Genomic DNA, 23,204 nt, shown 5'->3' with positions numbered 1-23,204 from the left:
TGGGCAGCTGATGCAACCGCGCATCACCGACATTTCCTCGCCGTCCAACCCGGTGCTCAAGGCCCTCAAGGCCTTGTCCGACAAGCGCGGACGGCGCGAGGCGGGACAGTTCCTGGCCGAAGGCTTGCGTGTGTGTACCGAAGCGCTCGAGGCGGGCATTGTGCCCGAAACGTTGCTGTTCACGCCTGAAGCCGAACGTCATCCGCTGACCCAGGCGTTGATCCACGCGACGTGGGATCTGCGCGGCACCATCCTGCGCACCACTCCCGATCTGATGCAGCGGCTGACCGGCAAGGACAATGCCCAAGCCGTGGCTGCCGCCTATCCCATCCCCGACGTTTCACTGGACCGCATCGACCGCAGCACCGCGAAGCTGTGGCTGGTCGCCGAGAACCTCAAGGACCCCGGCAATTTCGGCACGATGCTGCGCACCTGCGATGCCACGGGGGCGGGCGGCGTCATCCTGCTCGACCAGTCCTGCGATCCGTTCAGCGTGGAGGCGGTACGCGCCAGCATGGGGGCGCTGTTCAGCCGCCAGGTGGCGCGCGCCTCAGGCCCGGAATTCTTCCAGTGGCTGCGGCAGGGGCCAAGGGAAACATCGGGCCAGCTCGTGGGCGCGGCCCTCACTGATCAGGCAGTCGATTATCGCGCGGCGGTTTATCTGGCGCCCTGTTTCCTGATGATGGGCAATGAACAGGCCGGCCTTCCCACCGATTACACCGCGCAGTGCGATGCCGTGGTGAAGCTGCCGATGCACGGCAGCGCCGACAGCTTGAACGTGGCGGTGTGCGCTGGCGTGTTGCTCTACCACGCACTCGATCGGCTGCAGGCCTGAGCCTCAGTCAAAGGCCCAGCGCTGCAAGCCGTCCTCGCCCACGCGCACCTGGCCTGGCAGGCCGATGGGGTGGGCATCGAGGCTGAGCAAGGTCGCGACGGCTTGCGTGTCGGCAACATCGATCTTGCCGAACACGCGCGCGCCATCGGGCGTGCGGCCGACGACGCTGCCATGGCTGGGCTGGCCTTCGCGGCCAAAGACGATGCTGTAGGTTTCAAGGCTGGTCGGGCCGGCATAGCTGCCATCATAGGGCGGCACGTCGGCCCGCGCGTCTTCGGCGACGTCCTGCACGTCCTTGTTCAGCATCAGCCAGGCGGCTTCGGCGGGGCGGTTGCCGATCACCAGGGCGTGATGCTTGGTGACATAGCCGCCCTGGCCATAGAGCAGCGCCTGATCGGCGGGCCGGTCGCGCAATGACCGCACCATCGCGCAGGTGGAGTGCAGCATGTAGCAATTGAGGCCGGCACCGGCGAAGCTGAGCCCGCCCATCACCGACAGCGGGGCATCCGCGCCCAGTCCCAGTGTGCGCCGCGCCATTTTCGGCACGGTGGGGAAGCAGGAATAGAGCTCCACCCGGTCAAAGCCGTTCGGGGCAATCCGCATCGCCTGGCCCAGCACGGCATCCTGGGCGCAGCTGTGCACATATTGATCGCGCTTGAGGTAATCCATGGGCTCACCGGCGGCCGCGCCGCCGTGGACGTGGATGATACGGTCTTCCGGGATGCCGGCAGCGCGGGCGGCGGCCAGCGTCGTCATCAGCACCGCGGCGGCGGCGTTGACATTGTTGTTGGCCACCATGCGCTTGGTATAGGGCCAGCAGATCATGCGGTTGTCGTCGGAAACTTGCGTGATCTCATCGGCGCTGAAGGCCTTGCGGGCCCAGGCAAACGGGTTTGCAGCTGCAACGGCGCTGATCCGCTCATAGGCGGCGCCGCTTTCGGCAAGGGCTTCGCGCGGGGTCAGGCCCCAGGCAGCGACCGTGGCATTTTCATAGAGCGGGTAGATATGGATTGGCTGGAAAATGCCATGCTGCATGCCCAGCGGGGTGACGTGTTCGGACGGGATGATCGGATTTTCCGGCGTCTTGGAAGGCGTTGTCCACGGCAATTCGATGCCGGCGGCCTTGGCCTTGGCCACGGCATTCTGCGCTTCGCCGCCGGTAATCACCGCGACCACGCTGTTGCCGTTCATGATGCGCAGCGCGGCTTCGTGGATCTTGGTTGTCGGCGTTTCGCCGCCGACCACGGCATAGACGGCGCGCGGCGGCACGATGCCCAGCCGCTCCGCCAGCCGCGCGGCGACACGGTCGTAGCGCCACGAAACCAGGTTGATCACGTCGAGGCTGTCGATGCGGTCCAGAAACCCGCCGCCGGCATCGGCATCGGCGGCACGCACCGCCGCTTCCATCAGCGCCAGTGGCTCCAGCGCCAGGGCCGGATCGGCAGGCCGATCGAGAATTTCGCCGACCCCGATGATGACCGGCGTGCGTTCGGCTGGCAGCGACATGATGGTTCCCCGCAAATTGCTGCATGGTGATACAGGCTGGCGCTGCTGTCGGGAAGCACTCGCGGGGCTGCCGCACCCCTGCTACAATCGCGGGGTGAGCACGCTTGCCCCTTCACCCGACTGGACCATCCCCCAGGACTGGAGCCATTTCACCTCCACTGATCACCGCGTTTGGGACCATCTGTTCGACCGCCAGACAAGGCTGTTGCCTGGCAGGGTGGCGCCAGAGTTTCTCGATGGATTGAAGCGCCTCGACCTGACCCGGCCCGGCGTGCCGGATTTTGCCCGGCTGAACGATCAGCTGATGGTGCTGACCGGCTGGCAGGTGGTGGCGGTGCCCGGCCTGGTGCCGGATGCGGTGTTCTTCGAACATCTCGCCAATCGGCGCTTTCCGGCTGGCAATTTCATCCGCCGGCCCGACCAACTGGATTATCTGCAGGAACCGGACGTGTTCCACGACGTGTTCGGCCATGTGCCGCTGCTCGCCCATCCGGCGTTCGCGGATTACATGCAGGCCTATGGCCGCGGCGGTCTTCGGGCGCTGGAGTTTGATGCCATCAACCGGCTCTCGCGGCTCTATTGGTACACGGTGGAATTCGGCCTGATCCGCTCAGATGAGGGCCTCGCCATCTATGGCGCCGGCATTGTTTCCAGCCATGGCGAAACATTGTTCGCGTTGGACAGCGCCAGCCCCAACCGCCTCGGCTGGACGCTGGAGCGGGTGCTGAAGACGCCGTACCGGATCGACGATTTCCAGCAGAATTACTTCGTCATCGACAGTTTCGACCAGCTGCTGCGGGTGACGCTAGAGACGGATTTCGGCCCGCTCTATCAGCGGTTGGCCGGCGCTGAGGACATCCCCATCGCCGCGATCCTGCCCGAAGATATGGTGTTCACCCGCGGTGACCAGAGCCACGCCGCGGGTGCCTGCCAGCCCGTCTGATTCAGCGCCAGAGCCAGCGAACGCTGCTGCGCCGCACCAGATTCACGATGGCGAGCAGCACGACGTCGCCGACAACCGCCACCAGCAGACCGGTCAGGGAGAAATTCTGCACGGGCCCGGCAATGCCGAACGGGTTGAGCAGCAGATTGCCCAATCCGGAACCAACGCAACCGACGACGATATTGAGGAACAGCCCCATGCTGTTGTCGCGGTTCATCACCATGCTGGCCAGCCATCCCGCAAGGCCGCCCACGATCAATGCCTCGATCCAACCCATGATGAATTGCCTCTGGATGGCCGCCGGTCACCACGCTGATTTCTGGAATTGGTTCTAACGCCCCAAACACTGGTCTGTTCCCTGCCATCATGGCAAAGGGCGGAAATGATCGATCTCGGCCCCACCTCGCACAGCTTCATTTCGCAGCGCATGCGGCTGCATTATTGCGACTGGGGCAATCCAGACGCGCCGCCGCTGCTGTTGCTGCACGGTGGCCGCGACCATGCCCGCAGCTGGGACTGGACGGCGCGCGAACTGCAGCGCGATTGGCACATCATCGCGCCCGATTGGCGCGGCCACGGCGATTCGGCCTGGTCGGGCGATGGCGATTACAACACCCATGCCCATGTCTATGATCTGGCGCAGCTAGTGCATCAGCTCAAACTGGCGCCGGTCACCATCGTGGCCCATTCGATGGGCGGCAATATCGCGCTGCGCTATGCCGGCCTTTATCCCGAGCTGGTGAAGAAGTTGGTGGCCATCGAAGGCCTGGGCCCATCACCCAAGATGCTGGCCGAACGCCAGAAGAGCGATTTTGCCACCCGCGAGCGCGAATGGATCGAAGCCAAGCGCGCCGCCGCTGCCCGTCAGCCCAAGCGCTATGCGACGCTGGAAGAGGCGTTCGCGCGCATGATTTCGGAAAACAGCTTCCTGTCCGAAGAACAGGCTCGCCACCTCACCATCCACGGCACCCACCGCAACGAGGATGGCAGCTACAGCTGGAAGTTCGACAATTATTTGCACCTGCCGTGGGCGCACGACACCAATCCGGAATTGGTTGCCCAGCTGTGGCGCCGCATCACCTGCCCGACGCTGCTGATGTATGGTGAGAAAAGCTGGGCATCGAACCCGGTCGACGATGGCCGCATCGCCCATTTCCAGAGCGCCCGCGTCATCAATTTTGCCAACGCGGGCCACTGGCTGCACCATGATCAGTTCGATCGCTTCATCGCCGAACTGCGGGCCTTCCTCTGATCAGCTGACGCCAGCCAGCGGGCGGCGCTGGGCCGGGTCGACGCCGGCCAGTTCCAGCGCCTTGTTCAGCGCGTCGGCGGCCGGCACCGGCACATCGGGGGCGACACCAGTGCCTTCCCAGCTCTTGCCCGTATCGGGATCATAGCTGCGGCCGCCCGGCACAAAGGCCCAGAAGCCGCCAGGCAGATCGATCTGGCCGCCATAATGCGCGGCACCATAGGTGGCCTCGCCAATCAGCGTGGCGCGGTGGGTGCGTTTCAGGGTCATGGCCAGATGCTCGCCGGCCGATCCGGTGCGGCGGGAGGTGAGCAGATAGACCTTGGCATCGCCCAGCAGCGGCTTGTCGGCCGGCTTGGCGACATGCAGGCGGCGCACGATGCCGGCTTCAGAGGGCTGGCGCAGCAGGTACGGCCCATCCTTCACGGGCGCGGCGCCCGCAGCTTCCACGGCGGCGCGGGTGTCCATCATCGCCAGCCGGGCGGGCTGCGTGAACAGATGGGGATAAAGTACGTCCATCTCTTCGAGGCCGCCACCGCGATGGGCGCGGGCATCGATGATCAATGCCCGCGCGCCGGCATGGGTGGTGATGAACTGGTTCAGCCTGGCCAGCGTCTCGGGATCGCCCGGGAAACCATCGAAACGGATATAGGCGACGCCGTCGGCCAGCCAGCCGCTGGCCGGAATCGCCGGTGGCAGCCTGAGCATCATGGCACCGGGCGGCGGCCCGCCGCTGCTGCCGGCCGTTGCCGGCCCCGTCACCACGACCGGGCGGCCGCCCGGCGCCGGCCCGGCAGCCGCCGCTGCTGGCTGAGGCGGGAACACGCGCAAATGGCCATCCTTTGCCACCGCCTGCAGATCGGCGGTCAGTGCGGCTGCCAGTGCTGCCGGATCGCTGATGGCGGCATAGGCTCCGGCGGCCTGCCGGGCGCGAATGGCGGCGGCATAGCGCTGGGCGACATCGGGGAAGACGAAATAGTCGGTCAACTCCCGCGCCAGCGTGTCGGTCAGGGCGGCAGTGTCGCGTGGCGTGGCCGCTGCGGTTTCGGCGGTCGCGCTGGTACTGGCCAGGCCGGCGATACAGGCCAACAGCAACCCGATCAGGCTGGCCATGGCAAACGCTTGCGATTTTCTGGCACGGGTGGGAATCGGCGGCATCGGGGGCGATCCTTTGGCTTGGCAGGGGGATAGCCGGGGTTGTATGCTGGGCCTGCCGCCTTGTGCTGGCAAAGTTTCGACTATGCTTGCCAAATTCTGGCATGCACGAAGCCATTGTGCGGTAAAGGCATCGCATGGACCAGTTTGATCGCGCGCTCCTCGAATGTCTCCAGCAGGACGGCCTGGCCACCGCCGATACACTGGCCGAAGTGGTGCCGCTGTCGCCATCGGCCATTGCCCGCCGTGTGCGCCGTCTGCGCAGCGATGGCACGGTCGCTGCCACCCGCGCCGTGCTGTCGGAACAGCATCTTGGCCGCCGGCTGCGCGCGCTGGTGACCGTGCAACTGCACGATCATGCGCCTGCAGCCGGGCTGGCGGCGCTTCGGGCAGGGCTGGCGGGGCTGCCCCAGGTGCAGCTCTGCCTCGAAATCTCCGGCCCCAGTGATCTGGTGCTGCTGGTCAGTGTGGCCGATATGCCGGCCTTCAATGAATTTGCCGATGGTCATCTCGCCGGCAATCCGGTCGTGCGGCGCTATGAAACCGCGTTTGTGAAGAAGGCGCTGAAATTCACCACGGCGGCGCCGCTGGCCGATTGATCAGCCGGTCGGCGCTGCGCCCCATGCGGCCATGAAGGTGGCCGCCGCCGCCCGCACTTCGCGCCGACCCTGCGCCACGTCGTCGGGGCTGACCATGCCCATCAGGTGCCTGTCCACCACGCCGGCACGGCACATGCCGGCAAATTGCTGGGCAGCCACAGCCGGATCACCGGGCTTCAAGGTGCCGGCCAGCATCTGCCCTGCCAGCCAGGCGGCAAAGCGCGCCATGCCGGGGCCGGGGCCGCGTTCGAACATCGCCCGGCCCAGTTCCGGCACGCGGCCGGCTTCGCCCATTACCAGCCGATGAATGCCGGTCACCTGTTCCGACAGGATGGTTTCCATGATCGAATCGCCCATGCGCACCAGCCCGGTTTCGACATCGGGGGCACCATCGAGATCAACGGTGAGCGCAGCGCCATAATCGCGCACGATGCCTTCTACCACCGCTTCGAACAACGCCAGTTTTGATGGGAACAAGGTCCACAGGGTCGTCTTGCTGCCGCCTACGGCAGCGGCGATGGCATTCATCGAGGTGGCGCCATAGCCATGGGCAAAGAACAGGCGCTGGGCCGCGGCGATATAGGCTTGGCGACGACTGTCTGCCGGTGCGGCATCCTGTTCTGTACCATCCGGTATCAATTCACTTGACGCAGCGCTGAGCACGGCTCAAACCCTCCTTGTACTGACCAGTATCGCTTGAGTCGCCCGTGCATCGCAAGACATTCCTGTTGATCCCCGCTCTGGCGCCCATTCTGGCGTTGTGCGCCTGTGCTGTGCCGCCCAAGCTGGGTGCGGCACCGATGGTGCGCGCGCCGGCAACGGCGGCCAGCACGGTCACCCTGGCCGCGAAGGGCGCAGTCGATTGGCCGGCGACGGATTGGTGGCAGGCCTGGGGTGACCCGCAGCTGAACGCGTTGGTGGCCGAGGCGCTGGCTGGCAATCCCGACATGGCCGCTGCCGAAGCCCGTGTGGTCGCCGCTGATGCCGCCGCGCGCCAGAGCCGGGCGACACTGTTGCCGTCGCTCACTGGCAATGCCAGCCTGGGTGGCCAGCAACTTTCCCGCAATCTCGGCATTCCGCCACAGTTCGTGCCGCCGGGCGTGCTTGAATCGGGCCTGATCAATCTGCAGGCGGGCTGGAATCTCGATCTGTGGGGGCAGGGCCGGGCCCAGTTGCGCGCCGCCCGGCGCGAGGCCGAAGCGGTGGCGGTGGAACGCACGCAGGCAAGGCTTTTCCTGGCTGCCAGCGTGGCGGCGGCCTATGCCGATTTCGGCGCCGCGCTGGATCGGCTGGCCGTGACCCGCGAGGCGCTGGCCATTCGCCAGCAGACGCTGGACCTGACCGCCAATCGTGTGACCGCCGGGCTGGACAATGACGGCGCCCGCGCCCAGGCCGCGACCCGGCTGGCGCTGGCGCAAAGCGATCTGGCAGCCGCCGCCAGCCAGGTCACGGCGGCGCGGCGACGGCTCGCGCTGCTGGTGGGCGCGGGGCCGGATCGCGGGTTCAGCATCACCCCGCCCAAGATCAAGCCGCTGCCGCCCGGCCTGCCCGAAGCGGTTTCCATCAATCTGGTGGCGCGCCGGCCCGATATCGTTGCCGCGCGCCTGCGCGCCGAAGCTGCCGGAGCGCGTGAAATGGCGGCCGGCCGCGCCTTCCTGCCCAATCTGACTCTGAACGCCACCATCGGCCAGCAGAGCCTGGGCTTTGGCAAGCTGTTGGAAGGCAACAGCCTTTATGCCCAGTTCGGCCCGGCACTGAGCCTGCCGATCCTGGATGGTGGCCGCCGCGCCGCCGAAGCCCGCAGCGCCCGCGCGGCGCGGGTGGCGGCGGTGGCGGCGCATGATGCGGCCTTGCTGCGGGCTCTGAATGAAGTGGCCGATGCCGCTGGCGCGGTGACAGTGCTTGGCCTGCAGCGCGAGGCGCTCACGCAAGGGCTGGCCGAAGCGACGCGGGCGCGGAACGTGGCGGCGCTGCGCTATGATGCCGGGCTGTCGAACCAGTTGCTGGTGCTCACCGCCGATGATGCCGTGGTCACTGCCCGGCGCACGCTGGCCGATGTGGATGCCTTTCGCCTTGCCGCCGATGTCGCGCTGGTGCGCGCGCTGGGCGGTGGCTTTCGGGAACAGGAGGGCCAGTGATGGCTGACATGGCAACCACTGAATTTGCGGCCGATACGGGCAACCCGAAACGTGCGCGGGCCTTGCGGGTGCTGGGCGGGGTGGTGGTGATCGCCGCACTGCTTGCCGGGCTGTACTGGGTGATCTTCTCCCGCGGCCGGGTCGAAACCGACAACGCCTATGTGGGCGGCGACACCGCGCTGGTGACGCCGCAACTGGCCGGCACGGTGACGGCGGTCAAGGTGGGCGGCACCCAGCAAGTGCAGGCTGGCGACGTGCTGGTGGTGCTGGATGATGCCGATGCGCGCATTGCCGTGGCGCAGGCCGAAGCGGCGCTGGCGCAGGCGCGGCAGCGCTATGGCCAGGCCGGCGCCATGGCCGATGCGGCTGCGGCACGGGCGGCTGGCCGCACGGCCGAGATTGCCTCGGCACGCAGCCGCTTGGCTGAAGCCGAAGCCCTGCTGGCGCGCGTGAAGGGCGAATTTGATCGCCGCCAGACGTTGGCTGGCAGTGGCGCAGTATCGAACGAGGAAATTGGTGCTGCCCGCGCGGCCTTGGCCGCCGCGATGGCCACGCGCGATGCAGCCCGCACGGCGGTGGCGGCCGCGCAGGACACGGCGCGATCGGCTGCCGGCGATGCTGCTGCCGCTGCCGCGATGGTGCGCGGCACGACGCTTGCCACCGCGCCCGATATCCGCGCGGCCGAAGCGGCGCTGGCCAAGGCGAAGCTCGATCTGGATCGCACCGTGATCAAGGCGCCGGTCGCCGGCATTGTCACCAACCGCAACGTGCAGGTGGGCCAACGCGTCGCTGGCGGCGCGCCGCTGATGACCCTGGTGCCCACCACCGGCTTGTTCGTTGATGCCAATTTCAAGGAAAGCCAGCTGGAACGCATCAAGGTGGGCCAGAAGGTCGAGCTGAAATCCGATCTTTATGGCGGCAACGTCACCTACAGCGGCACCGTGGTTGGCCTGGCCGGCGGCACCGGCGCGGCGTTCGCGCTGATTCCGGCGCAAAATGCCACCGGCAACTGGGTGAAGGTGGTGCAGCGCCTGCCGGTGCGCATTGCGCTGGATGAGGCACAGGTGAAGGCGCATCCCCTGCGGGTGGGCCTTTCAATGACCGCGGTGATCGACACGCGCCAATGACAGTCGCCGCCGCTCCGGAGCCGCTGACCGGCGCGCGCCTGTGGCTGACGGCGCTGGCGCTGGCGCTGGCCAATTTCGTGGTGGTGCTGGATATCACCATCGCCAATGTCTCCATCCCCTCCATCGCCGGCAGCCTGGCGGTGGCGCCGTCGCAGGGGACCTGGGTGGTCACCAGCTACTCGGTGGCCGAAGCCATTTCGGTGCCGCTGGCCGGCTGGCTGGCGCTGCGCTTTGGCGTGGTGCGCTGGTTCAGCATCTCGCTGTTCGGATTTGGCCTGTTTTCCCTGCTCTGCGGCCTGTCGCAAAGCCTGGAAGCGCTGGTGCTGTTCCGCATCGCGCAGGGCTTTGCCGGCGGACCGATCATGCCGTTGAGCCAGGCGATCCTGCAGCAGATCTTTCCCAAGGAAAAGCAGGGCGCCGCCATCGGCCTGTGGGCGGCGACCACCATGGCCGCGCCCATATTGGGGCCGATCCTGGGCGGGCTGATTTCGGACAATGTCAGCTGGCACTGGATCTTCTTCATCAACCTGCCGGTGGTGGCGATCTGCCTGTTCGTGGTGTTCCAGCGCCTGCGCGTTTTTGAAACGCCGTTGCAGCGCCAGCCGATCGACATCATCGGCTTCGTGCTGCTGGTGATCGGCGTTGGCGCCTTCCAGATCATGCTCGACACCGGCCGGGAACAGGATTGGTTCGCCTCGCGCGAGATCATCGGGCTCGCCATCGTCGCGGCGATTGCCCTGGCGGTGTTCGTGGTGTGGGAACTCACCGATGATCATCCGATCGTGGATCTGAAGATCTTCCGCCACCGCGGCTTTGCGGCCGCGACCTCGGTGATCAGCATCGGTTTTGGCAGCTTCTTTGCCGTGGTGGTGCTTACGCCGCTGTGGCTGCAATCGGTGTTTGGCTATTCGGCGACGCAGGCCGGTTACACGGTAGCGTGGATCGGGGTGTTTTCGGTGCTGGTGGCCCCCATTGCCGGCCTGCTGCTCACCCGCGTTGATCCGCGCTTCACGGTTACCTGCGGGGTGGTCTGGCTGGGCCTGATGGCGGCGTGGCGCACCAATTGGTCGACTGACAGCAGCTATTTCGATCTGGTGTTGCCGCACCTGCTGACAGGTCTGGGCATGCCGTTCTTCTTCATCGGCCTCACCAGCCTGGCGATGGCCAGCGTGAAGCCGGAAGAAAGCGTGTCGGCCGCCGGCATCCAGAATTTCTGTCGCGTGCTGTGCGGGGCGATCGGCACCGCCATCGCCACCAGCCAGTGGGACACCGATTCGCGCCAGGTGCGTGCCGCCATGGCCGACGGCATGAACGGCGTTGATGCCGCCATGGCCAAACTGCAGGGCGCGGGACTTTCCATGGAACAGGCGCGCGCCAGCATCGATCGGCTGCTGGAGGTGCAGGCGGCGACGCTGGCCAATCTGCATATCTATGCCAGCACGGCCCTGCTGTTCTTCCTTGCCGCCGCGCTGGTGTGGCTGATCCCCAAGGTGAAGATCACCGGCGCAATTGGCGGCGGGCATTGACCTTCACACCTTGGCCCTGCCAGCATGAAGGAAAAGCGGGGAGGGGATGATGCGGATCGAGCCAACGGGACAAGCCTGTGGTGCGGTGGTGACGGGGGTTGATCTGGCCGGCGCGTTGGCGCCCGACGACGTTGCGGCCATCCGCGCGGCCTGGTTGCAGCATCACGTGCTGGCCTTCCCCGATCAGCGGCTGAGCGACGACGATCTGGAACGGTTCACGCTGGCCATGGGCGGCTTTGGCGACGATCCGTTCATCGCGCCCATCGCTGGCCGCCAGCACATCATCGCCGTGGCGCGGGCCGCAGATGAAACCGCGCCGATCTTTGCCGAAACCTGGCACACGGATTGGAGCTTTCAGGCCCGCCCGCCGGCCGGCACCTGCCTTTATGGCATCACTATCCCGCCGATGGGCGGCGACACGCTGTTTGCCAATCAGCATCTGGCGCTGGACGCGATGTCGGCCGAGTTGCGCGCGCGGATCGAAGGGCTGACTGCCATTCATTCGGCGCAGAAAGCCTATGCCCCCGAAGGCTTCTATGGTGACGGCGACCCCAAAGGACCTGGGGGCCGCAGCATGGATATCCGCCCTTCGGAAACCGCCCGCGCCACGCAAACGCATCCCTTCATCCGCCGCCATCCCGAAACTGGCCGCGAAGGCCTCTTCGGCTGCCTGGGCTATATCATCGGCTTTGAAGGCATGAGCGAGGAAGAGGCGCTGCCACTGCTGGTGGAACTCTATCACTGGCAGGGGCAGGACCAATTCCAGTATCGCCACCGCTGGCAGCCGAACATGCTGGTGATGTGGGACAATCGATCGGTGCTGCACGCGGCCACCGGTGGTTACCAGGGCCACGCGAGGCTGCTGCACCGCACGACGATCGCAGCGGCATGATGCCTATCAATGGCGCGGTGTGCGCCCCCTGATCTTGTCGAAACCGGCCTTGATCGCGGCAAAGCGCAGATCGACGCCGCCTTCGAACTGGGTGTCGGTGAAGATGTAGGGCCAATCGCCCTCGATGCCTTCCACCACCAGCTCGCCAACATAGAGCGGATCGATGCCGTTCTGGATGGCTTGGGTGGCCATCACGGCAAATTCGTTCGGCAGCGCGGAGGGATCGGGCAGGGCGATCTGGCCCACAAGGCGCTCGGGGATGGCGCGGGCCGATTCCATGATGCGGGTGCGAATGAAGCCCGGGCAGAGCACCGACACGCCAATACCCTTCGTGGCCAGCGTTGGCCGCAGCCCTTCCGAAAGCGCCACCACGCCATATTTGGTGACATTGTAACCTGGCGCCACCGCCGCCACGAGCCCGGCCATCGACGCGGTGGAGACGATCTGGCCACCTTCGCCATGCGATTCCATCAAGGGCCCGAAAATCTCGATGCCCCACACCACGCTCATCAGGTTGACGCCGATCACCCATTCCCAGCTGGCATCGCTCCATTCGCCATAGGTGCCGCCGCCGCCCACGCCGGCATTGTTGACGAGGATATGCACCTTGCCGAAGCGTTCGATGGTGGCATCGGCGGCCTTTTGCAGTTCTTCCTTCAACGACACATCGGCGCGAACGCCCGCCACATCGGCATTGGTCGCCGCCAGCCGCGCCACTTGCGCGTCAAGCGCGTCCTGCTCGATATCGGCCATCATCACCTTCACGCCAGCCTGCGCCAACGCTTCGGCAATGCCGAGCCCGATGCCCGATGCCGCGCCCGTGACAAAGGCCACCTTGCCCGCCAAATTCTGCATGTTGCTTGCTCCTTGCTGGCAGTCAGAATAGGCCAGAGGCACTGCGCGCCAACTGTCACAAGCAGGGGCGTAGCCTCACCGGAGGACTATCATGCCGATCGCCGAAACCATCCCCGGCCGCATGCGCGATCTCGGCGGCTTTTCGGTGGCGCGGGTGCTGCCGTATCCGGGGCGGCGCAGCCTGGGGCCATTCGTGTTCCTCGATGAAATGGGCCCGGCGGATTTCGCGCCCGGTGAGGGCATCGATGTGCGCCCGCATCCGCACATTGGCCTGGCCACCATCACCTGGCTGTTTGCCGGCGCTCTGGGCCATGCGGATAGCCTCGGCACGCTGATCGACATCCACCCCGGTGCGGTGAACTGGATGACCGCTGGGCGCGGCATCGTGCATTCCGAACGCACGCCGCCGGCCCAGCGGGCCTCCGGCCACCACATGCACGGCATCCAGGCCTGGGTGGCGCTGCCGGTGAGCCATGAGGAATGTGATCCGGCCTTCGATCATTATCCGGCTGATGCCATGCCCTGGCATGAGGCGGAGGGTGTGCAGGCCGTGGTGATTGCCGGCACGATGTGGGGCCTCACCGCGCCAACGCCGTTCCCGCACCCGATCATCTATGCCGAAGTGCGGATCGAAGCCGGCACGCGGCTGGCGCTGCCGGCGCAGTGGGGCGAGCGCGGGGTCTATCTCGTTGATGGCGCCGTGCAGGTAGATGGCCAGTCCGTCGCGCGCGGCACGCTGGCGGTGCTGGACGATGGTGACGGCGAGTTGCGGGCCACGGCCGACAGCCTGCTGATGCTGTTGGGCGGTGCGCCTTATCCCGAACCGCGCCAGCTTGAATGGAATTTCGTTTCGCATGATCCCGCCCGCATTGCGCAAGCCGTGCAGGATTGGCGCGAGGGCCGCTTTGCCATGGTGCCCGGAGACCCCGCGTTCATCCCCTATTGAGCCCCACCGCCGCACGGCCTAGTCTTGCGGTCATGTTCATTCGCATCACCGAAGGCGTCTCCGTGGCGCCGCAGATCGCCCCCGAAGATGTGGCGCTGGCCGCCGCGCAGGGTTTTCGTTGCATTGTCAACAACCGGCCCGATGGCGAGAGTTTTGATCAGCCGCCCGGCGCCGAGATCGCGGCGGCGGCGCAGGCGGCGGGGCTGGATTATGTCGCCATTCCCATCGATCACACCGGCTTCAACCTCGATCAGGTCGAAGCGATGACGGCGGCCTTCGCAAAGGGCCCGCTTTTGGCCTTTTGCCGGTCGGGCACGCGCAGCTGCAATCTGTGGGCGTTGGCGGCCGCCAAACACGGCAGTGATCCCCAGGCGATCATCGCGGCGGCCAGCCAGGGCGGCTATAATGTCGCCGGGCTGCTGCCGTTGCTGAAACAGCTGGCTGCCCGCTGATGGACCGCATGGGCCTGTTGCTGTTTTCCGGCATCGGCGTCGCCGTGCTGGTGTTGCTCACCTGGATCATGGGGTTCGCGCGCCGGCCAGTGCTGGCCGATGCCGCGCTGGCGGCACGCCTGGTCGCTGAGGCCTTGCCGGGCTTTCGGGCGATCGAAACCGCGCTCAGCCGTGATGGCAGCGGTGCGCTGGTGGCCGGGCAGGATGGTCGTGTCGCGCTGGTGCGGCCCTTTGGCGACAAATTCGTGGTGCGGCCGCTGAAGGCGCCAATCGTCGCCCGTGCCGGCGGCCTGCTGCGCGTACGGCCTGATGAGGCCATGTTCCCGGAAACCGCGCTCGATCTGGGTGAGGCCGCGGCATTGCACTGGGCCAGCCGGCTGTGACGATGCAGGATGTCATGGCGGTCGATCCGGTCGCCGTCGCCATCCCGATGTTCGTCATCGCCATCTTCGTCGAGCTGGTGGCGGTGCGCATGGGCTGGCGTGGCGATTACGACTGGCGCGACACCGGCACCAGCCTGGCCATGGGCCTGGGGAACACCATCAGTGGCGCACTGCTCGCCGGCAGCGTGACGGGCATTGCGCTGTGGCTGTGGCAGCACCGCCTGCTGGATATTCCGGTCACCTGGTGGAGCTTTGCCCTGTGCTTCATTGTCGATGATCTGGCCTATTACTGGATCCATCGTGCCGGCCACCGCATCCGTTGGGCCTGGGCGGCGCATGTCATCCACCATAGCTCGCAGCATTATAATCTCTCGACGGCGCTGCGGCAGACGTGGACCGGGCTGTTCGGCCTCACCTTCCTGATCAAGCTGCCGCTGTTTTTCGTCGGTTTCCCGCTGGAGCTGGTGGCCTTCTGCGGCGGCCTCAACCTTGTCTATCAATTCTGGATCCACACCGAAGTGATCGGGAAGATGCCGCGCTGGTTCGAAGCGGTGATGAATACGCCGTCGCACCACCGGGTCCACCACGGCACCAACCCGCGCTATCTGGATCGGAATTATGCCGGCGTGTTCATCGTATGGGACAAGATGTTCGGCACGTTCGAAGCCGAGCGCGCCGATGAGCCGCCGCGCTATGGCATCATCCGCAACCTGGGAACATTCAACCCGCTGTGGGTGGCGGTGCACGAATGGGTTGGCATCGCGCGCGATCTGGCCCGTGCCCGCAGCCTGAAAGCGGCCTGGGCGGCGACCTTCGGGCCGCCCGGCGCGCTTTCGGGCGAAACGGCCGATGCCCTGCGCGCGCACTGGCAGGCGCAGGCCAGTGCGCAGCTTTCGCCGCCGGCCACGGCCGTTCCCGCCGAATGATTGGCCGCCGCCAGCTGTTGATGGGCACCGGCGGGTTGGTTGTGGCCGGGCTGGGCGCGCGGGCCTGGCAACAGGGCCTGCTGGGCGGCGACAGCCCGGCGCTGCATGCGTGGGACGAATGGGCCAGCCAGCGTCAGCGCGGCCCGCTGAAGCTGGTCGGTGCCGCCGTGCTCGCCTCCAGCCCGCACAATACCCAGCCCTGGGCCTTTGCCATTGGCCGCTTCGGGGTCGATATCTTCGAAGTGCCGGGCCGCAACCTGGGCACCATGGATCCGTTCGGGCGCGAGCGCCTCGCTGGCCTTGGCGGCGCCATCCACAACATGGCGCTGGCGACGACCGCCCTGGGCCGTGCCGCCCGCGTGCGGCTGCTGCCCGATCCGCAGAATCCGGCCCATGTCGCCCGCCTCATCCTTGGCCCCGACAACAGCGGCCCGCCGCCGCATCCGCTGCTGCCGTTCATCGCCCGCCGCCACACGCACCGCGGCGCCTGGCGCGGCGGGCCGGTGGCCGACGCGAAACTCGCCGCCGTGCAGGCCTTCCCCGCCTTCCCGGGCGTCAAGCTGGTGCTGTTCGGCGCAGGCACGCCCATGGGTCAGCGCTTTGCCGCGCTCACCGATGATGCCACTGTCGCCATAACCGGCGATGCCGTCATGATGGCTGACAGTCACCGCTGGTTCCGCCACAGCCACAGCGACGCCAAACGACTGATGGATGGCCTCACCCTCGCCACCTCCGGCGTTTCGCCCTGGCTGGCTGTGGCCGGCGCGATGCTGCCGCCGCAATCGGCTGCCGACGAAGGCAAATATTGGCTGGCATCCACCCGCGACACGCATCTGCCCACGGCGTCCGTGTTCGGCCTGATCCTCACCCCGCAGCCGCACGACCGCCGCTCTGCCCTGCTGGTCGGCAGCGCCTGGCAGCGCATCCATCTCAATGCCACGGCCGCGGGCCTGGTGGCACAGCCGCTCAACCAATTGCCCGAAATGATCGACCGCGAAGCGCAGTTGCGGAGCGCCCCTCGCTTCGCCCGCGCCGCCGACGCCCTGCTCGGCGATCCCGCCTGGCGGCCGAGCTTTGCCTTCCGCCTGGGCGTGGCCGATACCCCCGCCGGCGCCGCGCTGCGCCGCCCGGTCAGCGCCGTGCTAGGGCCACCGGCGCGGTTGGCGTGGGAAGTGGAGCAGTGGAAGGAAGCCGGCGGAGCGTTCTGAGGTATGGAAGAAGGCCTCCGCTGCCGATCAAGTCCCGCGTGACGTGAGCCGGGGCTCGGCCCCTGCCCGCCGGAGGCTTGATTTTCCGCGTCAGCCCCGCACGAACACTTCGTTGTAATGCTTGCGCGTGGCCTCGTTCACGCTGGGGCTCAACCCCTTTTCGGCCAGCCGAGCAAATAGTGTCTCGCGGGTGGTGCCGTGTTGGGCAAGATTGTCGGGATCGACTTCGACGACCATCTTGACCACTTGTGGCGAGCCAAGCAGCGGCATCAACGCTTCGATGACCTGGTTCTCGTGGCCTTCCACATCGATCTTGATGGTGATGCGGCGGCCGGCGGCGACATTCAGGATCAGATCGGCAACCTGTTGGCTGCCCAGTACCATGATGGCGCTGCTGCCGCTTTCACTGATGTGCGCAACGCCGCTATGGCCGGCCGGCCCGGGATCGAAGGCAACGCGCGCCGTGGTGTTGGACACGCCGGCGCACACGGTAACAACATTGGTGCAATTGTTGGCGGCGAGGTTGCCGGCGAGATCGGCAAAGGTCTTCTGGTTGGGTTCAAAGGCGACCACGCGGCCTTCGGGCCCGAGGTGACGGCTGGCAACCATGGTGAACAGGCCAAGATTTGCGCCGATATCGATGAAGCATTCGCCCGGCTGCATCGCCATGATCTGGGCGTGGACGTCGCGATAATCTTCGGCCAGCGTGCCGAGCAGGGCAAAGCGGTTGGTGGCATCGTGGCTGCGCACCGTCATCAGCGGACCATAGACGGAAGGCAGGCGGCGGCCATCAGCCAAGCGCAGCAGCGTGCGGATCACGCGACCTTTGCCCGGATGGCGCGGGGCCTTCACATAGCGCGCAAACCATTCACCCGACACGATAACGCCCTCTGATATCCTGCCGGCAACCTATCAGCGGGCCGGGCAAAGGCAAGCCGTGTGGCCGATCAGTTCTCGCTGCGGATCGGCCGCGACAGGAATCCGGGGACACCTTCCGGGCCAAAGCCGGTGAAGCGCTCACCGTCATCGTCGTTGCCCCGGCGCGGCGGTGGCGCAAGGGCAATGGCACGATAGCTGGCGAGCGGATCACCCGCGGCGGCCTGACGAACGGCGCGAGGCTTGTCACCGCGCGGGGCACGCTCCGCACGGGGCGCACGTTCGGGGCGCGGCGGACGGGCTTCGCGGGGTGCCGGCGCCTCGGCGGCTGGCCGGGCGTCGCGCGGCGGCCTTGCTTCACGCGGGGCGCGCTCGTCGCGGCGGCGGCGATCCGATCGCGGTCCTGGTTCGGCCTCAGGCGCTGCCACGGGCTCATCAATGGCGGCGGCGACAACCGCGGTTTCGGCCGGCGCCTTTTCCCGTCGCGGCTTGCGGGCTCGGCGCCGGTCGCCCGTGCCGTCGCCGCTGCGCGCTTCGTCTGTTTCGGCTGCGATTGGCGCTGCGGCCTGCACCGGGGTTGCGGTGCCGTCCGTCCAGCGCGGAATCTTCTGCCGGGTCAGCTTCTCGATGTTGGAAAGATTTTCGGCATCTTCTGGCGTGGCAAAGCTGATCGCCGTGCCGCTGCGGCCGGCACGGCCCGTGCGGCCGATGCGATGCACATAATCATCCGGGTGCCACGGCATGTCGAAATTGATCACGTGGGAAACGCCTGGCACATCCAGCCCGCGGGCGGCCACGTCAGAGGCGACGAGGATGGTGATGTCGCCCTGTTTGAAGCGATCGAGCTCGCGGATGCGGTCGCTCTGCTCCATGTCGCCATGGATCTGGCCCACGGCCAAGCGGGCGCGCTTCAGCACGTCGGCCAGATCGCGCACCATCGTCTTCTTGTTGCAGAAGATGATGGCGGTCTTCACCTCGTCCTGGGCCAGGATCGAACGCACCAGATCCTTCTTGTCGCGATTGCTGGTCTCGACGATCCACTGGGTGATATTGGTGTTGGTGCTGGCCGCGCGCGCCACCTCGATGCTCTTCGGCGCATCCATGAACTGGTCGGCCAGCTTCTTGATCGGCGGCGGCATGGTGGCGGAAAACAGCAGCGTCTGCCGCGATTTGGGCAGCTTGGAACAGATGGTTTCGATATCGGGGATGAAACCCATGTCGAGCATGCGATCGGCTTCGTCGATCACCAGCATGGCGCAGCCAGACAGCAATATCTTGCCGCGGGCGAACAGATCCATCAGCCGGCCCGGCGTGGCGATCAGCACATCGACGCCCTTTTCCAGCGCGGCTAGCTGATCGCCCATCGAAACGCCGCCGATCAGCAGCGCCATCGAAAGCTTGTGGTTCTTGCCATATTTGTCGAAATTTTCGGCGACCTGCTGCGCCAGTTCGCGGGTCGGCTCCAGGATCAGGCTGCGGGGCATCAGGGCGCGGCTGCGGCCTTCGGCGAGGATGTCGATCATTGGCAGCACGAAGCTGGCGGTCTTGCCGGTGCCGGTCTGGGCGATGGCGATGATATCCTTGCCCATCAGCACCGAAGGGATGGCCTGGCGCTGGATCGGCGTGGGCGTGTCATAGCCGCTGTCTGCAACGGCGCGCAGCAGGGCATCGGAAAGGCCCAGGTCGGAAAAGCTCATCGTGATCCTGTGAATGGGGGCCGCGATCAGCCCGGTATTGCCCTTGGCTGCGCCCATGCGGGGTAGGGCCGCAAAAGTCAATGGTGGGTCCCGGTGTGCTGGCCCGGAATGCAAAGCGGGGCGGCTGTTGCCAGCCGCCCCGCCCGAGGCTTGATGCAGACGCTTCAGATCAGAAGCGGAAGCCTGCGGCCACGCCATAACGCCGGGGTTCCAGCGTGAAGACGTTGGTGAACAGGCCTGACGACTGGTCGGTTACATACAGGCCTGTGACCGCGTTGTTGTTGGTCAGGTTCTGGACGAAGGCGCGGACATACCATTTGTCATCCGGGCCGTTGAACGTCGCCTGGGCGTTGATCACGGTGAACGACGGGACGCGGTTGATCGCGCCATTGAAGATATTGCCGAAGCTTTCGCCGGTATGGGCAAGATCGACACGCGGCACGAAGGTCATGTCGCCAAGTTCAAACGTGTACTGGACGCCCGCCGAGAATTTGTACTGCGGCGCCTGCGGCAGTTCGTTGCCCCGCAGGTTGGACAGCACGCCTTCCGGCAGCATCTGGAACTGGGTTCCGGCGCTCAATGCCTGCGCCACGGCGCAGATACCGAAGGCCCCGGTGGCACCGTTCAGGCCGCTGTCGGTCGGGAAGGCGGTCGGACCACGCAGACCAGCGCCAGCCTGCAGACCGGGGATGGCTCCGGCGTTGATGGCGTTGTTGACGTTGGTGACGAACGCCGACGTGGCAGCTTGGCCGCCAGCGCCGTTGTTGACGACAGCGCAGTTGGAGCCGTTGGTGATGTCCTTGATGATCACCGCATCGCTGCGGCCGCCCGACGGATCACGCGGGTTGGCCAGGAACTTGTCGCTCGAAACCTTGGTCTTCAGGTACGACGCATTCAGGTTGATCAGCAGGTTGCGGGTCGGAGACAGGATGAATTCGCCTTCGATACCGTAGACATTGGCGTCAACGTTGTCGTTCACCGAGGTGCGTGCGGTGATGCGCGACAGCTGCAGGGCCTTGTACTTGTAATAGAAGGCCGTGATGTTGGCGCGCAGCTTGCCATCGAGGAAGCTGTTCTTGGAACCGATTTCAAACGCATCCACGAATTCCGGCGTGAACGTATCCGGCACGGCGAAGATCGGCTGCAGCGGCGGGTTGATGCCGCCCGACTTGTAGCCGCGCGAGTACGAAGCATAGAGTAGATTGTCTTCGGTGATCTTCCAGTCGAGCACGACACGGCCGGTCATTTCGTTGAAGCTGACTTCACGCACCGAGAAGGGCTGGACACCGGCACGGTTGGGATCGCCGTCAAACCCGCGGGACGCTGGCGCGTTGAAGGCGTTGCCGGTCTGGCCGAATGGCACGAAGAAGCTGGCCAGCGTGGAACGGGCGCGGACATATTTGTCATCGTGGTTGTAGCGCAGACCAGCGGTGAGCTTCAGGCTGTCGGAGATGTTGTAATAGGCTTCCCCGAACACGCCATAGCTTTCCAGCGTGAAACGGGCCGTGTTGTTGCGGAAGAATGGCGTGCCCAGATAGCCGCCGTTGGCCGCGCCAAGCACGCCGACCAGGTAGTCGATGCCCCAGCTGTTCACATAGTAGCTGTTCTCCGGCAGCACGGTGTTCACATAGATGCCGCCGACCAGGAAGTTGAACTTGCCATCAAACTGCGAGCTGACAATGGCTTCCAGCGTCTTGCCGCGCACGATCTGATTGGACCGGTCGAAATCCTGCGGAGTGGAGAAGCAATCGCGGAACCCGCCATAAGCCCCCAGACCGTTTTCCACCGGTTGCGAGGTGCAGAACTGGGAGCCATTGCTGACCGCATTGACGACGTTGGTCAGGCCCGGGATGGCAGCCGAGAAAGCGCGGGCCGTGGCCAGGGCAGCCGAGGCCACCGCTGGATTGAACACGCTCTGGTTATAATCGACCGAGCTGTCCACCGCATTGCGCTGGTACATGCCCGTCACCTGCGCCTTGATGCTGCCGAAGTCATGCTGGATGCGCAGCATGTACTGCTCTTCTTCAGCGAAATACTTCGGCGTGTAGTCGGTACGAATCTGGCGCACATCGGTCGGGTTGGTGTGGCCGGCATAATTGTAGGGATCGCGATCATACAGGCTGCCGAGGCCTAGCGCACCAAAGGCGGCGCCGCCCTGGGTGGTCAGGAATTCACGGCTGGCCAGCGTGCCGACGAAGGTGGAATTGGCGTTGATGAAGCCGGGATCGCGGCGGCCGGGCAGGCAACCCAGAACGCCCGTCGGATCGGTCTGGCACAGCTGCTTCTGGTTGCGGTTGCGATCATCCTTTTCGCGGAAATAATAGGCCATCGCATCGATGGTGGTGTTTTCCGTCGGTTCCCAGCGGATGCTGCCGCGGATGGCATAAAGGTCGCGGCCATCGATGCGGGTGTTGTTGAACACGTTGGTGCTGAAACCGTCGCGGCGCAGATAGGTGCCGGCCACGCGGATCGCCAGATTGTCGGTGATGGGCAGGTTGAACATGCCCTTCAGGCGCAGCGAATCGAAATTGCCATATTCGATTTCGCCGGCGGCATGGATGGCGTCCATCCGCGGCTTGGCGTTGACGAAGTTGACCACGCCGCCGGTGGCATTGCGGCCGAACAGCGTGCCCTGCGGGCCGCGCAGCACTTCAACGCGCTCCAGATCGAAGAATTCGGCTTCGAACAGGCGGGTGGCGAACAGCGGCATGCCTTCAGAGTGGATGGCGGTGGCTGAATCGCAGGTCACGCCCACGCACAGATCGCCGATGCCGCGGATGGTGAAGCTGGAACCGGTGAAATTGCCCTTGGTGAAGGTGATGTTGGGCAGGGTCAGCTGGATATCGAGCGGGTTGTTGATCTGCTGGCGCTGCAGGGCGCCGGCGTCAAAGGCGGTCACCGCGATCGGCACGTCCTGCAGGCTCTGCGCCGTGCGCTGCGCGGTCACCACGATTTCGGCGATGCCGGTGTCTTCATCGGCCTGCGCGGTCTGCGCGAATGCCGGCAAGGCAGCCAACCCGATGAGCGAAGCGCTGGCCACCAGGCCGGCACGGATTCCAAGCGTGATCTTCATATGACGTCCTCCCCAAAAACCCAAAACAGCCGGATCTTGTTCTTGGCTCTGTTGGCCGGATCCTGTGCCCCTGCATGACGCCCGTGTGGATGCCATGCCGCAATCATCAGTTTGGACAGGCCACAGGGATTTTGTCCAGTGTGGCACGGGGTTTGGCCTGTACGGCTGGCGTGCGGCGGCTTGTCTGTGTCTGTCATGCAACAGTTTGGACGCCGCAGGTGCGGGAATCAGCGTCGGCGGCGCGCCTTGCGGGCCGGCGGGACGACCGGCACGATCGAGGCAATGGCACACTCGCCGCCGGAGCGCGCGCCAATGGCATCGCGGCCGGCGCACAACTGGCCAGCCTGTTTCTGCTGATAATAAAAGCCCTGATAGAAGCTGAGCCCCGGGCATTCCTGGGCCAGGTGCAATTGCCAGCGCCGACCGCCGCGCATGGTCAGTTCGATGGTGCGGTCACCATAAAGCTGGGCGCCGGCAATGGCATTGATGGCGATGCAGCGGTTGCGGCCGGCCTTGGGCGGAGTGGGCCGCAGCAAGGTCTGGCCACCGCCCGGCCGCACCGGCACACGCCGCCATGATTGGCCATCAAAGCTTTGGGGTTCCGGCGGCTGGGCGCGGCGGGCCGGTGCCGGCGCCTGTGCCAGCGCCGGGGCGGCCGTCAGCACCAGCATTGCCGCCACTGCCATCACGCCAGACCGAAATGCCGACAATCCTGCCTGTTCCCCTCTTGGCGCCGCTGCGGCGGGTGCGGCTTGCCGCGCGATCGGATGGCCGCCCCCGCAGCCCCTTCAATCGCAATCGAACTGCCCAGCGCCGCT

General features: G+C 66.0%; 22 protein-coding genes. 13 read left to right on the top strand and 9 right to left on the bottom strand.

Annotated elements, in window-relative coordinates; all coding sequences use genetic code 11:
* Positions 1 to 10 precede the first annotated feature (10 nt).
* Positions 11 to 835: an RNA methyltransferase gene (locus D619_RS0107010; RefSeq protein ID WP_017667864.1), complete on the top strand. Its 825-nt coding sequence runs from the start codon at positions 11 to 13 to the stop codon at positions 833 to 835.
* Between the two features lie 3 nt (positions 836 to 838).
* Here the strand turns inward: D619_RS0107010 and D619_RS0107005 are convergent, their stop codons facing one another.
* The gene (locus tag D619_RS0107005) at positions 839 to 2,341 is read right to left on the bottom strand and encodes a hypothetical protein (RefSeq protein ID WP_017667863.1); all 1,503 of its coding nucleotides are present in this window, start codon (positions 2,339 to 2,341) and stop codon (positions 839 to 841) included.
* Positions 2,342 to 2,435: 94 nt separating this feature from the next.
* Between D619_RS0107005 and phhA the strand changes: the two genes are divergently transcribed.
* Entirely contained in the window at positions 2,436 to 3,284 is an 849-nt protein-coding gene (gene phhA / locus D619_RS0107000; protein WP_026090803.1) for a phenylalanine 4-monooxygenase, read from the top strand.
* 1 nt (position 3,285) lies between these two features.
* Here phhA and D619_RS0106995 read toward each other — a convergent pair whose 3' ends face one another.
* On the bottom strand, positions 3,286 to 3,561 hold the full coding sequence (locus D619_RS0106995; RefSeq protein WP_017667861.1) for a GlsB/YeaQ/YmgE family stress response membrane protein: 276 nt from the start codon (positions 3,559 to 3,561) through the stop codon (positions 3,286 to 3,288).
* Positions 3,562 to 3,666: 105 nt separating this feature from the next.
* Between D619_RS0106995 and D619_RS0106990 the strand changes: the two genes are divergently transcribed.
* A complete protein-coding gene (locus D619_RS0106990; RefSeq protein ID WP_017667860.1) occupies positions 3,667 to 4,536 on the top strand; it encodes an alpha/beta hydrolase in 870 nt (289 codons plus the stop codon).
* On the opposite strand, the gene D619_RS0106985 is transcribed toward D619_RS0106990, so the two are convergent.
* Positions 4,537 to 5,646 carry a S41 family peptidase gene (locus tag D619_RS0106985; RefSeq protein ID WP_017667859.1) on the bottom strand — a complete coding sequence of 370 codons (1,110 nt, stop codon included), beginning with the start codon at positions 5,644 to 5,646 and terminating at the stop codon, positions 4,537 to 4,539.
* 179 nt (positions 5,647 to 5,825) lie between these two features.
* Here D619_RS0106985 and D619_RS0106980 point away from each other — a divergent pair, with 179 nt between their 5' ends.
* Positions 5,826 to 6,287, top strand: coding sequence for an Lrp/AsnC family transcriptional regulator (locus D619_RS0106980; RefSeq protein ID WP_017667858.1), 462 nt, complete (start codon positions 5,826 to 5,828; stop codon positions 6,285 to 6,287).
* Here the strand turns inward: D619_RS0106980 and D619_RS0106975 are convergent, their stop codons facing one another.
* A complete protein-coding gene (locus D619_RS0106975) occupies positions 6,288 to 6,926 on the bottom strand; it encodes a TetR/AcrR family transcriptional regulator (RefSeq protein WP_017667857.1) in 639 nt (212 codons plus the stop codon).
* Positions 6,927 to 6,994: 68 nt separating this feature from the next.
* Between D619_RS0106975 and D619_RS0106970 the strand changes: the two genes are divergently transcribed.
* The 4 genes from D619_RS0106970 to D619_RS0106955 are packed head-to-tail and all read left to right on the top strand — an operon-like array spanning position 6,995 to position 11,970.
* Positions 6,995 to 8,425, top strand: coding sequence for an efflux transporter outer membrane subunit (locus D619_RS0106970; protein ID WP_017667856.1), 1,431 nt, complete (start codon positions 6,995 to 6,997; stop codon positions 8,423 to 8,425).
* Positions 8,425 to 9,552, top strand: a complete 1,128-nt coding sequence (locus D619_RS0106965) for an HlyD family secretion protein (RefSeq protein WP_017667855.1) — start codon at positions 8,425 to 8,427, stop codon at positions 9,550 to 9,552. Before D619_RS0106970 ends, D619_RS0106965 begins: the two co-directional genes overlap by 1 nt.
* The gene (locus D619_RS0106960) at positions 9,549 to 11,078 is read left to right on the top strand and encodes a DHA2 family efflux MFS transporter permease subunit (protein WP_017667854.1); all 1,530 of its coding nucleotides are present in this window, start codon (positions 9,549 to 9,551) and stop codon (positions 11,076 to 11,078) included. Before D619_RS0106965 ends, D619_RS0106960 begins: the two co-directional genes overlap by 4 nt.
* Before the next feature lie 46 nt (positions 11,079 to 11,124).
* Complete coding sequence (locus D619_RS0106955; RefSeq protein ID WP_017667853.1) at positions 11,125 to 11,970, top strand: TauD/TfdA family dioxygenase; 846 nt, start codon at positions 11,125 to 11,127, stop codon at positions 11,968 to 11,970.
* A 6-nt stretch (positions 11,971 to 11,976) separates the two neighbouring features.
* Here the strand turns inward: D619_RS0106955 and D619_RS0106950 are convergent, their stop codons facing one another.
* Positions 11,977 to 12,825 carry an SDR family NAD(P)-dependent oxidoreductase gene (locus D619_RS0106950; protein WP_017667852.1) on the bottom strand — a complete coding sequence of 283 codons (849 nt, stop codon included), beginning with the start codon at positions 12,823 to 12,825 and terminating at the stop codon, positions 11,977 to 11,979.
* Between the two features lie 91 nt (positions 12,826 to 12,916).
* On the opposite strand from D619_RS0106950, the gene D619_RS0106945 reads away from it, so the two are divergent.
* From D619_RS0106945 to D619_RS15950, 5 genes are read left to right on the top strand one after another with little or no spacing between them, the layout of a single operon-like run.
* A complete protein-coding gene (locus D619_RS0106945; RefSeq protein ID WP_017667851.1) occupies positions 12,917 to 13,771 on the top strand; it encodes a pirin family protein in 855 nt (284 codons plus the stop codon).
* A 32-nt stretch (positions 13,772 to 13,803) separates the two neighbouring features.
* On the top strand, positions 13,804 to 14,223 hold the full coding sequence (locus D619_RS0106940; protein WP_017667850.1) for a TIGR01244 family sulfur transferase: 420 nt from the start codon (positions 13,804 to 13,806) through the stop codon (positions 14,221 to 14,223).
* Positions 14,224 to 14,231: 8 nt separating this feature from the next.
* Positions 14,232 to 14,606: a hypothetical protein gene (locus D619_RS0106935; RefSeq protein ID WP_152417356.1), complete on the top strand. Its 375-nt coding sequence runs from the start codon at positions 14,232 to 14,234 to the stop codon at positions 14,604 to 14,606.
* A gap of 2 nt (positions 14,607 to 14,608) precedes the next feature.
* The gene (locus D619_RS0106930) at positions 14,609 to 15,532 is read left to right on the top strand and encodes a sterol desaturase family protein (protein WP_020480417.1); all 924 of its coding nucleotides are present in this window, start codon (positions 14,609 to 14,611) and stop codon (positions 15,530 to 15,532) included.
* Complete coding sequence (locus tag D619_RS15950; protein WP_017667847.1) at positions 15,529 to 16,740, top strand: hypothetical protein; 1,212 nt, start codon at positions 15,529 to 15,531, stop codon at positions 16,738 to 16,740. Before D619_RS0106930 ends, D619_RS15950 begins: the two co-directional genes overlap by 4 nt.
* A gap of 90 nt (positions 16,741 to 16,830) precedes the next feature.
* On the opposite strand, the gene D619_RS0106920 is transcribed toward D619_RS15950, so the two are convergent.
* The 4 genes from D619_RS0106920 to D619_RS17210 all read right to left on the bottom strand — a co-directional run bounded on the left by D619_RS0106920 (position 16,831) and on the right by D619_RS17210 (position 23,072).
* Complete coding sequence (locus tag D619_RS0106920; RefSeq protein ID WP_017667846.1) at positions 16,831 to 17,619, bottom strand: FkbM family methyltransferase; 789 nt, start codon at positions 17,617 to 17,619, stop codon at positions 16,831 to 16,833.
* A gap of 68 nt (positions 17,620 to 17,687) precedes the next feature.
* The gene (locus tag D619_RS0106915) at positions 17,688 to 19,313 is read right to left on the bottom strand and encodes a DEAD/DEAH box helicase (RefSeq protein ID WP_081587107.1); all 1,626 of its coding nucleotides are present in this window, start codon (positions 19,311 to 19,313) and stop codon (positions 17,688 to 17,690) included.
* 169 nt (positions 19,314 to 19,482) lie between these two features.
* A complete protein-coding gene (locus D619_RS0106910; RefSeq protein WP_017667844.1) occupies positions 19,483 to 22,386 on the bottom strand; it encodes a TonB-dependent receptor in 2,904 nt (967 codons plus the stop codon).
* A 227-nt stretch (positions 22,387 to 22,613) separates the two neighbouring features.
* Positions 22,614 to 23,072 (bottom strand): DUF6491 family protein, encoded by a 459-nt coding sequence (locus tag D619_RS17210; protein WP_017667843.1) that lies wholly within the window; start codon positions 23,070 to 23,072, stop codon positions 22,614 to 22,616.
* Between the last annotated feature and the right edge of the window lie 132 nt (positions 23,073 to 23,204).

This window comes from Sandarakinorhabdus sp. AAP62, assembly GCF_000331225.1.
GTDB lineage: Bacteria > Pseudomonadota > Alphaproteobacteria > Sphingomonadales > Sphingomonadaceae > Sandarakinorhabdus.
Note: the sequence above shows the minus strand (reverse complement) of the source record. Positions and strands in the feature narration are given on the sequence as shown.